Annotated in this window: 11 protein-coding genes; 7 read left to right on the top strand and 4 right to left on the bottom strand. The window is 69.0% G+C overall.

The window, feature by feature from the left end; genetic code table 11:
* Positions 1–75 precede the first annotated feature (75 nt).
* Genes HFL01S_RS01305 through HFL01S_RS01290 form a run of 4 tightly spaced genes read left to right on the top strand, consistent with a single transcriptional unit; the run spans position 76 to position 5,737 of the window.
* Positions 76–1,497 carry a TolC family protein gene (locus tag HFL01S_RS01305; RefSeq protein WP_245644713.1) on the top strand — a complete coding sequence of 474 codons (1,422 nt, stop codon included), beginning with the start codon at positions 76–78 and terminating at the stop codon, positions 1,495–1,497.
* The gene (locus tag HFL01S_RS01300; protein ID WP_084383010.1) at positions 1,497–2,258 is read left to right on the top strand and encodes an efflux RND transporter periplasmic adaptor subunit; all 762 of its coding nucleotides are present in this window, start codon (positions 1,497–1,499) and stop codon (positions 2,256–2,258) included. Before HFL01S_RS01305 ends, HFL01S_RS01300 begins: the two co-directional genes overlap by 1 nt.
* Positions 2,255–3,610, top strand: coding sequence for an efflux RND transporter periplasmic adaptor subunit (locus tag HFL01S_RS01295; RefSeq protein ID WP_066253506.1), 1,356 nt, complete (start codon positions 2,255–2,257; stop codon positions 3,608–3,610). Before HFL01S_RS01300 ends, HFL01S_RS01295 begins: the two co-directional genes overlap by 4 nt.
* A 3-nt stretch (positions 3,611–3,613) precedes the next feature.
* Positions 3,614–5,737, top strand: a complete 2,124-nt coding sequence (locus HFL01S_RS01290) for a site-2 protease family protein (protein ID WP_084383009.1) — start codon at positions 3,614–3,616, stop codon at positions 5,735–5,737.
* Between the two features lie 25 nt (positions 5,738–5,762).
* Here the strand turns inward: HFL01S_RS01290 and HFL01S_RS01285 are convergent, their stop codons facing one another.
* The 4 genes from HFL01S_RS01285 to HFL01S_RS01270 all read right to left on the bottom strand — a co-directional run bounded on the left by HFL01S_RS01285 (position 5,763) and on the right by HFL01S_RS01270 (position 8,847).
* The gene (locus HFL01S_RS01285; protein WP_066253502.1) at positions 5,763–6,143 is read right to left on the bottom strand and encodes a c-type cytochrome; all 381 of its coding nucleotides are present in this window, start codon (positions 6,141–6,143) and stop codon (positions 5,763–5,765) included.
* A 139-nt stretch (positions 6,144–6,282) separates the two neighbouring features.
* A complete protein-coding gene (locus tag HFL01S_RS01280) occupies positions 6,283–7,551 on the bottom strand; it encodes a PQQ-dependent sugar dehydrogenase (RefSeq protein ID WP_066253499.1) in 1,269 nt (422 codons plus the stop codon).
* A 46-nt stretch (positions 7,552–7,597) separates the two neighbouring features.
* Positions 7,598–7,828, bottom strand: coding sequence for a hypothetical protein (locus HFL01S_RS01275; protein WP_066253496.1), 231 nt, complete (start codon positions 7,826–7,828; stop codon positions 7,598–7,600).
* A gap of 86 nt (positions 7,829–7,914) precedes the next feature.
* Positions 7,915–8,847, bottom strand: coding sequence for a LysR family transcriptional regulator (locus tag HFL01S_RS01270; protein WP_066253493.1), 933 nt, complete (start codon positions 8,845–8,847; stop codon positions 7,915–7,917).
* 108 nt (positions 8,848–8,955) lie between these two features.
* On the opposite strand from HFL01S_RS01270, the gene HFL01S_RS01265 reads away from it, so the two are divergent.
* The 3 genes from HFL01S_RS01265 to HFL01S_RS01255 are packed head-to-tail and all read left to right on the top strand — an operon-like array spanning position 8,956 to position 11,062.
* Complete coding sequence (locus HFL01S_RS01265; protein ID WP_066253491.1) at positions 8,956–10,254, top strand: aromatic ring-hydroxylating dioxygenase subunit alpha; 1,299 nt, start codon at positions 8,956–8,958, stop codon at positions 10,252–10,254.
* Entirely contained in the window at positions 10,251–10,733 is a 483-nt protein-coding gene (locus HFL01S_RS01260; RefSeq protein WP_066253488.1) for an aromatic-ring-hydroxylating dioxygenase subunit beta, read from the top strand. Before HFL01S_RS01265 ends, HFL01S_RS01260 begins: the two co-directional genes overlap by 4 nt.
* Positions 10,734–10,747: 14 nt before the next feature.
* The gene (locus tag HFL01S_RS01255) at positions 10,748–11,062 is read left to right on the top strand and encodes a non-heme iron oxygenase ferredoxin subunit (RefSeq protein ID WP_066253486.1); all 315 of its coding nucleotides are present in this window, start codon (positions 10,748–10,750) and stop codon (positions 11,060–11,062) included.
* Positions 11,063–11,064: the final 2 nt, after the last annotated feature.

The raw sequence follows: 11,064 nt of genomic DNA, 5'->3' as shown, positions 1-11,064 counted from the left end.
GACAGGCGATTTTTCTTGCGGCCACTGGTTGCGGCATGTTCTCTGGTGGTGCTGGCTGGCTGTGCCACCAGCACCATGCCCATCTCCATGCAGGAGCGCCAGCAATCGCTGCCTGAACAACGGGCCCTGCTGAGCCAGAGCCAGGAGCCATTGCAGGGGCCGGTCTCGCTCGAGGAGGCCCTGGCCAGGGCGCTGAAATACAACCTCGACTCGCGGGTCAAGCTGATGGAGGAAGCGCTGGCCATGCGCCAGTTCGACCTGTCGCGCGTGGACCTTTTGCCCAGGCTCACCGCGGCGGCCGGCTACACCTCGCGCAACAACGATCTGGCGACGTCTTCACAGGACTTCGTTTCCGGCGAGCAGTCGCTGGTGCCCTCGATCTCTTCGGAGCGCCAGCGCTCTGTGGTCGATCTGGGCCTGTCGTGGAACGTGCTTGATTTTGGTGTGAGCTACTACCAGTCGAAGCAGAACGCCGACCGCATGCTGGTCGCTCAGGAGCGGCGCCGGAAAACCGTGCACCAGGTGATGCAGCTGGTTCGTCAGGCCTACTGGCAGATGGCGGGTGCTCAGAAGATGGAAAAGCGCCTGCAGGAAATCATCACGGATGCTCGCAAGGCCCTGGCCGATTCGCGCAAGGTCCAGGCAGAGCGCCTGGTGTCTCCCATGGAAACCCTGGGCTACCAACGGCAGTTGCTGGAGATCATCCGCCAGCTGGAGGCCGTCAACGACGAACTGTCGCAGGCGCGTCCGCGGCTGGCCTCGCTGATGAACCTGGAGCCGGGAACGTCCTTCGAGGTGATGGTGCCCGCACAGCGCGAGATTCATCCGCTGAAGATGTCGGTGGAGCAGGTGGAAGAAGCCGCGCTGCTGAATCGCCCCGAGCTGATGGAGGCGCGCTACAACGAGCGCATTGGCGTGCTGGAAACGCGCAAGGCCATGGCACGCCTGCTGCCTGGCATCGAGTTTTCGGTCGGCACGCACTACGACAGCAACGATTTCCTGGTGAACAAGAGCTGGCGCGATGCCGGCCTGCGGGTGAGCTGGAACCTTCTGAACGTGCTCAACGCCCCCGCCATCCAGGGCGCTGCCAAGGCGCAGGAAGAACTCGCTCGGCACCAGCACATGGCGCTGTCCATGGCCGTGCTGACCCAGAGCCACGTGGCTTACCGGGACTACCTCAGCCGCCTGAGTCAGCACGAACTGGCCCAGGAGCTGAACCAGGTGGAGGTACAGATCCTGGAGCAGACCCGCAATGCCACCCGCACCGACATGCAGGGCCGTTTGCAGGAGGTCCGGGCGGCGGCCAGCGCGCTGGTGGCCGAACTGCGCGATCACCACAGCTACGCGTCGCTGCAGGGCGCCTACGGTCAGTTGCTGGCCACCATCGGCTGGGACCCTTTGCCCGCCGAACTGGAGCGCCATGACCTTGCCGGCGTCAGGCAAACCCTGAAGGAAACCGACGGCAAGTGGGTCCGCCTGCTGGGCGGAGGCTCCTGATGCGCAAGGCGTCCAAGCTGGCGAGTGTCCTGGCCGGTTGCTGGTTGCTGGCCCATGTCACGGTGTCATGGGCGCAGTCTGCGGCGGGCACCGATCAGGACGGTCGCATCCGGGTGCAGCTCGCCGCCCTGAACGATCTGGTGGTCTCCAGCGAGGTGGCCGCCCGGATAGAGCGCATTGCCGTGCGCGACGGCGATGCGTTCCGCGCAGGGGCCCTGCTGGTGTCATTTGACTGCGGCACCCTGCAGGCCCAGCTGGAGAAGGCCAAGGCCTCCCGTGACGGCGCACAGCAACACCTGGAGACCGTGCAACGTCTGGCCGAACTGAACTCTGTGGGCAAGCTGGAGGCCGACCAGGCCCAGGCCAAAGCACGCGAAACGGCCGCCGATGTGCAGATGGTCCAGAGCGCCTTGAGCAAGTGCCGCATCGCTGCGCCGTTTTCCGGCCGGGTGGTTGAGCGCCTGGCGTCGGATCATCAGTTCGTCAATGCAGGCACGCCCCTGCTGTCGCTGGTGGACACCAGTGCCATTGAAGTGCGCCTGATCGTGCCTTCGCGATGGCTGGCGTGGCTCAAGCCCGGCGCTCCATTCCAGATCCGCCTGGACGACCTGGAGAAAACTGTTGGCGCCAAGGTCACCCGCATCGGTGCCCGCATCGATCCGGTCAGCCAGTCGGTTGGACTGGTGGCTGTGGTCACGGGCTCTGCGGCCGGGCTGCTGCCCGGCATGAGTGGGTGGGCTTCGTTTCCCGGCGTGCGGTGAGTACCTCGCAGGATGCCGGCCGCGTGCTGGCGGAAGTGCTCCAGCTGGTCCGGCGCGCCGCGGCGGCGCCCAACCTGGACACGCTGGGGTTTGTGCTGGTCAACGAAAGCCGGCAGGTGCTGGGTTACCAGTTGGCTGTGTTGTGGCGCGAGGTCGGTGCCTTCACCGACGCCGCACGGCTGGTGGCGGTGTCGGGCCAGCCGCGGCCGGAGCCCAACACCCCGTTTTCCCACTGGGTCTGCGCCCTGTGTCGGCGTCTCGGCGCCGAGACCGGCGAGGTATCTCGACAGGTCCGCGCGGTCCTCCCCGAGGACCACCCCGACCTGCTGCACGACTGGGCGCAGTGGCTGCCGCCGCATGTGTTGTGGGCACCCCTGCTGTCTGGCGATGGCCAGTGCCTCGGCGGCTGGTTGCTCGCGCGTGCCGACCCCTGGCCGGCACACGAGCGGGCGGTGGTGCAGGAGCTGGCGTCCCACTACGGCCTGGCTCTGGCCCACCAGCTGCAGGGCCGCCGCGTCAAGGTCGACGCTCCGGTGCGCTGGTGGCAGCACCATCGGCGGTGGCTCTGGGTGGCCGCCTTGGGCATCCTGCTGGTCCCGGTCCGCCAGAGCGTGGTCGTGTCGGCCGAAGTCGTGCCCGAAGACCCGTTTTTCGTGCGCGCGCCGATGGACGGCGTGGTCGATCAGCTGCTGGTCCAGCCCAACCAGACCGTGGAGGCCGGTGCGACCTTGCTCAAGCTCGACGAAGCGGCCCTGAGGGCGCGCCACGAGGTGGCCGGCAAGGTGCTGGATGCCGCGCGGGAAGAGTTCCGGCAGTCGGCGCAGATCGCGGTCACGGACGACCGCAGACGCCTGGAGATGTCCCTGCGGCGTGGGGTGCTCGACGAAAAATCCATCGAGCTGGACTACCTCACGGAACAGCTCGGCCGGGTGCAGCTGCGGGCCCCGCGGGCCGGTGTGGTTGTGTTCTCCGATGCCGACCAGTGGCAGGGTCGAACCGTGGTGCAGGGCGAGCGCATCCTGTTGCTGGCCGACCCCGCCAAGGTCGAGCTGGAGGTGCGACTGCCCGTGGGCGAGCGGTTCGATGTGGTCGAGGGCACCGCCGTCACGCTCTACCCGAACGCCAGTCCCTGGTCGTCTTACGAAGCCAAGGTCAAGCGGGTGGCTTACAGCGCGGAGCGCGATCGCGAGGGGCTCTGGTCCTACCAGATTGAGGCCAGGTTCGATCCGGACCAGCCGCTGCCCCGGATCGGCACCACCGGGTCTGCGCGCATCCAGGGCGACTGGATGCCGCTGGGCTTCTTCGCGCTGCGGCGCCCGCTGACTGTGTTGCGGCAGACGCTGGGGGTGTGAGCCATGGCGTCTGGTGCACTGACCGCCTGGCCTGCACTGCGGCAGGATCTTCAGCTTCACGCCGGGCCGGCCCGGCCCGACGGTGCGCCTTCCTGGGTATTGCACGACCCGGTGGCCAATCGCTTCTACGAAATCAGCTGGCCTGCTTTCGAAATACTCTCTCGCTGGTCTCTGCGCGACTCCGGTGCGATCCTGCGCGACATCCGCGAGCGCACGACCCTGCAAGTGGACGAGGAGGACATTGAAGCCCTCCGGCGGTTCCTGGAGCAGAGCTTTTTGCTGGATGAGCATGGTCCCGAGCACACGGCGCGCCTGCAGGAAGCGGCTGCCCGGCAACGCATGGGTGGGCTGGGCTGGCTCCTCAAGCACTACCTCTTCTTCCGGGTGCCGCTGTTCCGGCCGGCCGCCCTGTTGCACTGGATCTCACCCCGACTGGCGTGGTGCTTTCAACCCGCGTTCTGGAAGACACTGGTCCTGCTGGCCCTGGCGGCGCTGGTTGTCGTGTCGTTTCAGTGGGATGCCTTCGTGGGTACCTTTGTCGGGTACGCCGGCGGTGTGTCCGCACCGGGCATCCTGATCGCACTGGGCCTGGCGAAAGTGGCGCACGAGATGGGCCACGCGCTCGCGGCCCATCGCCACGGCTGCCGGGTGCCACAGATGGGCGTGGCGTTCCTGGTCATGGTGCCGGTGCTCTACACCGACACGACCGATGCCTGGAAGCTGCCATCGCGCACCGCCCGCATGCAGATCGCCGCGGCGGGCATGGCGACCGAACTGATGCTTGCCGTGGCCGCCACTTGGTTGTGGCTGGTGCTGCCCGACGGGTCGGTCCGCGCAGGGGCCTTCATGCTCGCCACCACCACCTGGGTGCTGACGCTGGCGGTCAACCTGAGCCCGTTCATGCGGTTCGACGGCTATTACCTGCTGTCCGATGCTGTTGGCATCGCGAACCTGCATGAGCGCGCGTTCGCCCTGGGGCGCTGGAAGCTCCGGCAGGTGCTGCTGGGCTGGAGCGATCCGCCGCCGGAGGAGTTCGGGCCCCGGCGCAGGACCTGGCTCATCCTGTTCGCCTACCTGACCTGGCTGTACCGGCTGGTGCTGTTCCTGGGCATTGCACTGCTGGTCTACCACCTCTTCTTCAAGGCCCTCGGTCTGCTCTTGCTGGCGGTGGAGCTGGTGTGGTTCGTGCTGTGGCCCATGGGACGGGAACTCCGGCAATGGTGGAGTGGGCGCGCCAGACACCGCTGGACGCGCGCGTCGACGCTCAGCGCGGGCGCGCTGCTGCTGGGGTCTCTGGCCTTGTGCGTGCCATGGCCCCGCGGCGTGCACGCCCCGGCCGTGCTGGGAGCGGCGCAGTCGCAGTGGCTGTACGCCCCGGTGGCTGCCCAGATCCGAGCGATCGAGGCTCGGCACGGTGACACGGTGCGCGCGGGCCAGGCCGTGGTGGCCCTCGCCTCGCCAGAGCTGGATCAGAAGCTGGCGCTGGCCAGCGTGCGCGAACAGGCAATGCAGTGGAAGCTGGCGCAGCAGTCGCTGCACGCCGATCTGATGGGGCTGGGACCCGCCCTGCGCGAGCAGTGGGCGGCTGCCCGGGCCGAGCTTTCGGGCCTGAAGGCCCTGCGGGAGCAGCTCGATGTGCGGGCCGGTTTCCCCGGGCGCCTCACGACCCTCGCCCCCGGTCTGCAGCCGGGTGTCTGGGTGCGTCCCGGCGAGCCGCTGGTGCAGGTGGTGGCCGACAGCACCACCCGGGTCGACGCCTACGTCGCCAGTGAGGACATGCCCGGCATCCGGTTGGGTGATGCGGCCCGCTTTGTGGCCGGGGACGGGAGGTCTGCCCACCTGAAATGCCGGGTGGCCGATCTGGACAGCGTGGCGTTGCCCCATCTCGAACACGCTTTCCTGGGCAGTCCGAACGGTGGACCCGTGCCCGCCAGCGTGAACGCACAGGGCCTGGTTCAGCCCCTGCGCGCCGTGTTCCGGGTGCGCCTGGACCGTTGCGACAACGCGCCCACACCGGTCTGGCAGGAGCGCCCTGGCGCTGTGGTCATCGGTTCCGCGGGCCGCAGCGTCGTGGGGCACTGGATCGGGAAGGCCCTCGACCTGTGGAACCGTGAGGCTGGGCTGTGAGCGCGCTCCTGGCGCGCGGGGTGGTCTACTTCTTCACCTCGAGCGCCAGAATCCAGGACACCAGCTGGGCCGCGTCGGTCTGGGAAATGGCGACCTTGTTGGGTGGCATCGCCAGGCCGGACACCTTGTCCTTCCAGTGGCTCTCGTAGGGGCTGGAGCCGGCAAGCACCGTGGCGGTCAGCTGCTGCTGGGCGCCCTTGACACTCTTGTACTTGGCGGCGACGTCGCGCCAGGCCGGGCCGATGGGGGCCATGCCGTTCGGGCCCTTGGCGCCGGGTTCGATGTTGTGGCAGGTCATGCAGCCGGCGCCGGTGGCGAGCTTGAGGGCGGCCTGGTCTTCGGCCGGGCCTGCCCAGGCGGTGGCGGCCAGCAGGGTGGCCGAGAGGGCGATCAGGGTGCGTTTCATGGCGGGGACTCCGTGGGTTTCTGGGGGGACGTCCTCAGGCTATCAGCGCTCCCGGGCCGCGGATTGATCCTTGTCAAAGCGCCGGGGCTCCGTCTCAGGATGAGACGGGCGGTGGCTGCGGCGCTACGGGGGCTCGGCCTCAGGGCCCGCTGCCCGCCGGCGTCTCGGGCGCCACCACCAGCACGGTGCGGTTGCGGTCCTCGACGATCCACAGCCAGCCCCGGTGATCGACCGTGATGCCGGCCGGATTGCCCTGTGGGCGGATGCCGGGCATGACCCGCCAGCCGGAGACGATGTTCTCGCGCGCGCCGCTCGGGCGGCCGTCGGGGCCGAGGCGCCAGGCCACGATGCGGTGGCCCTGGGCGCGGTAGCCGTGCCATACCGCCAGCAGGCGACCGCTCCACGGATGTTCCGGCTGGCCGGCGACCGCGGGCGGCATGGCCAGCAGCTGCAGTGGCGCCACATGGGCCGGCCAGGCCTGGAACGGTGGGCGGTGGGCCTGGCGGCGGGCGCACTGGGCACGCTGCTCATAGCCCTGCGCCGCCACGCTGCGGCCCTGCGCATCGCTGACGCAGTAGGGCCAGCCGTAGTGCGCGCCGCGTTCGAGCTCGTTGAGCTCCTCGGCCGGGGCGTTGGGGGCGTTGTAGTCGACCGAATTCTCGGCCTGCCAGAGGCGCTCGGTCTTCCCGGCCGTGTCCTGGGTGACCGCCAGGCCCAGCGAGTTGCGCAGGCCGCTGGCAAATGGCTTCGGTGTCTGCGGTTTCAGGTCCGGGCCGGTCAGGGTGGTTTCGTACACCGCGGCCCGGGGCAGCGGCCCCGCGGTCTCGGGGCAGGGCAGGGGCTGCTGCTGGTGCTCGTCCCGGCAGGCGTCGCTGGCCGATCCCATATTGATATAGAGGCGCCCCTTGCGGCCGAAGGCCAGTTCCTTGAGCGGGTGTGCGCCGTCGGCCGGCAGGTCCTTGATCAGGTCTTCGCGGGCGAAGGTGTCCACGGGTGTGCGCCAGACCGTGCCGGCCTCGCCCACATAGACCTTGCCATCGGTGCCGCGCGCGAGCCCGTGTGGGCGGTCCAGCCCTCGGGCCAGCACCGTCACCCGGTCCGCGTCGCCCGGCTGTCCGTCCACCAGCAGTTCCAGCAGGCGTCCGCGGCGGGGCTCCCAGTTGCCCATGTCGGTGATCCAGAAGCGGCCGGGGGACACCTCGACCAGGCGGCGCGGCATCTGCAGGCCGTCGCGCGCGTCGCCCACCAGGCCTACGCACCAGCCCTTGGGCGCGGTCAGGGCCACGCGGGGGTAGCCGGCGCAGCGGCCCTGGGTGGCGTAGCGGGAGGCCTCGGGCTCCGCCCGTCCCGCGACGGGCAGGGCGATGAGGCCGGCCAGCGCCAGCGGGAGGCAGCGACGTCGTGTCATCGGGCCATTGTGAACCGCGTGGCGGCCCGCCCAGCCCGTGGCCAGGTCAGCGGGCCGGAGTGGAGGATTCGGCCGAGGGCTCGACCGTGACCGCCGCCGACTCCGTGCGCTCGTCCGAACTGAACCAGCCCCAGGCCAGCAGCAGGGCCAGGCTCACGGACAGCAGCAGGGCGATACCCAGGCGGAACAGCATTTCGATCACGGACAGACTTTCGGCGGCGAGAAGGTGGGCGGTATTGTGCCCGCGCGCCCAGGTCCTGCAGTCGGTCGTGTTCACGGCTGCTGCACAAAAGTCACACCCCAGGGCCTGGCTGTAGCACTTTGGTAGCGAAGCCGGTGACCACTGGATACCTTGTCGTCGTTTCAGGGGCTGTCCACGGCCCCAGCGGCGGTGCCGAAGTGCTGTGCCACCAGGCCGCGCAGCCACTGGTGGCCGGGGTCGCGGTGCAGGTGGGCGTGCCACAGCTGGGCGATGGTGCTGGCCGGCAGGCGCAGGGTCAGCGGGCGGGCCACCAGCGCGTGCGGGCCGGACAGGCGCTCGGCCAGACGTTCGGGCACGGTGGCCACCAGGTCGGTGCTGCCCAGCACCTGGCCCAGCGCCACGTAGTGCGGCACGGTCAGTTGCACCTGCCGCGCCACGCCCAGGCGCTGCAGCGCCTCGTCCACCTGGCCGTGGCCGGTGCCGGCCGAGACCACGCGCACGTGGGCGGCCTGCCGGTACTGCGTGGCGTTCAGCGGGGCGCTGGCGGTGGCCAGCGGGTGGCCGGCTCGCATCAGCGCCACGTAGCGCTGGCGGAACAGCGCCTGCTGGAAGAAGCCGGCCTGCAGCTGCGGCAGAGAGCCCAGTGCCAGGTCCACCCGGCCGGCGGCCATGTCCTCGCGCAGCGATGCGTCGGCCACCGGCACGCAGCGCAGCGTGACACCCGGTGCCTCGCGCGCCAGGGCGTCCATCAGCACCGGCAGGAAGTAGATCTCGCCCACGTCGGTCATGGCCAGCGTGAAGCAGCGCTCGCTGCGCGCCGGGTCGAAGCTGGCGCGCACGTTCAGCGCGCCCTGCAGCCCCCGCAGCGCCTGTGCCACCGGTTCGGCCAGCTGCAGCGCGTAGGGCGTGGGCGCCATGCCGGCGGGCGTGCGCAGGAAGAGCTCGTCGTCCAGCAGGTCGCGCAGCCGCCGCAGCGCGTTGCTCACCGCCGGTTGGCTCAGGCCCAGCGACTCGGCCACGCGCGAGACCCGGCCGTCCTGCACCAGGCGGTCGAACACCACCAGCAGGTTGAGGTCGATGTCGGTGAGCTTCATGCGCTTTCCATATTCACGTGGTGAATACAGCGTATCACGCCAATTCCCTTGCCGGATGGCCAGCCGGCCGCGATCATGCGGTCCACAAGAACACCCACGGAGACAGCCATGCCCGCATCCCCCGACGCCCTGCACTGGGAGGCCGGCGGCACCAGCCGCATCCCCTTTGCCGTCTACACCGACGAGCGGCGCCACCAGCGCGAGCTCGACCGCTTTTTCTACCAAGGCCACTGGTGCTACGTGGGCCTGGAAGCCGAGATCCCCAACGCCGGTGACTTCAAGCGCACCGTGGTCGGCGAGCGCTCGGTCATCATGACCCGCGCCGCCGACGGCCAGATCCACGTGGTGGAGAACGTCTGCGCGCACCGCGGCATGCGCTTCTGCCGCAAGCGCCACGGCAACGCCACCGAGTTCGTCTGCCCCTACCACCAGTGGAGCTACCAGCCCGACGGCACATTGCAGGGCGTGCCGTTCCGCCGCGGCGTGCGGCAGGACGGCAAGGTCAACGGCGGCATGCCGGCGGATTTCAACCCCAAGGACCACGGCCTGACGCGGCTGAAGGTGGCGGTGCGCGGCGGCGTGGTGTTCGCCAGCTTCGACCATGAGGTCGAGTCGCTCGAAGACTACATGGGGCCGACCATCCTCCAGTACTTCGACCGCCTGTTCAACGGCCGCAAGCTGACCATCCTGGGCTACAACCGCCAGCGCATCCCGGGCAACTGGAAGCTGATGCAGGAGAACATCAAGGACCCCTACCACCCCGGCCTGCTGCACACCTGGTTCGTCACCTTCGGCCTCTGGCGCGCCGACAACAAGAGCGAGCTGCGCATGGACGCGCACCACCGCCACGCCGCGATGGTCTCCACGCGCGGCAGCATGGGCCAGGCCGCCGGCCAGGCGGCGCAGGTGACCCAGGTGTCGAGCTTCAAGGAAAGCATGCAGCTCGAAGACCCGCGCTTCCTGGACATCGTGCCCGAGCCCTGGTGGCAGATGGACGACCAGATGCCGACCGCGGTGATGACGACACTCTTTCCGAGCGTCATCTTCCAGCAGCAGGTCAACAGCGTGAGCACGCGCCACATCCAGCCCGACGGCCACGGCGCCTTCGACTTCGTCTGGACGCACTTCGGCTTCGAGGACGACACGCCCGAGATGACGCAGCGCCGCCTGCGCCAGGCCAACCTGTTCGGCCCGGCCGGTTTCGTCAGCGCCGACGACGGCGAGGTGATCGAGTTCTCGCAGCAGGCCTTCGAGAGCAAGCCGCAGCACCGGGCACTGGCCGAGCTGGGCGGGCGCGAGGTGGGCGAGACCGACCACATGGTGACGGAGACGCTGATCCGCGGCATGTACGAGTACTGGCGGAAAGTCATGGAAGCGCCGGACGCCTCGCAAGGAGGTACCGCATGAGCACCCTCGACTTCGAGACCTTTCAGGCGCTGCAGGCGCTCCACAGCGACTACGCCTCGGCCGTCGACAGCGGCGACTGGGACCTCTGGCCCGATTTTTTCACCGCCGACTGCGTCTACAAGCTGCAGCCGCGCGAGAACCACGAGCGCGGCTTTCCGCTCTCGACCCTGGCCTTCGACAGCCAGGCCATGCTGCGCGACCGCGTCTACGGCATCAAGGAAACCCTGTTCCACGACCCGTACTACCAGCGCCATGTGGTGGGCGCGCCGGTGCTGCGTCAGATCGACGCGCAGGGCCGCCTGCATTGCGAGGCCAACTACGCGGTCTTCCGCACCAAGCTCGACGGCCCCAGCACGGTGTTCAACGTCGGGCGCTATCTGGACATCGTGGCGAAGACGCCCGACGGTCTGAAGTTCGCGCAACGTCTCTGCGTCTACGACAGCGAGATGATTCCGAACTCGATCATTTATCCCATCTGAACAGGACGGCACTCATGAGCAACTGGACCGACGTGGCCGCCGAGGGCGATCTGTTCGAAGGCGCGGGCGTCCCGGTGTCGCCGGGCGGGCGCGACATCGCGCTGTTTGCGGTGGAGGGCGAGGTGTTCGCCACCGACAACCTCTGCACCCACGGCAACGCCAAGCTGTGCGACGGTTTCGTGGAAGGGCACGAGATCGAGTGCCCGTTCCACCAGGGCCGTTTCGACCTGCGCACCGGCGACGCCACGCTCGCGCCCTGCACCCAGCCGATCAAGGTCTGGCCGGTGAAGGTCGAGGGCGGGCGGGTCTTGCTCGACCTCGGAGCCTGATT

It is taken from the genome of Hydrogenophaga flava NBRC 102514, from assembly GCF_001571145.1.
Taxonomy (GTDB): domain Bacteria; phylum Pseudomonadota; class Gammaproteobacteria; order Burkholderiales; family Burkholderiaceae_C; genus Hydrogenophaga; species Hydrogenophaga flava.
The sequence above is the reverse complement of the archived record's forward strand: the minus strand, read 5'-3'. Positions and strand labels throughout refer to the sequence as shown.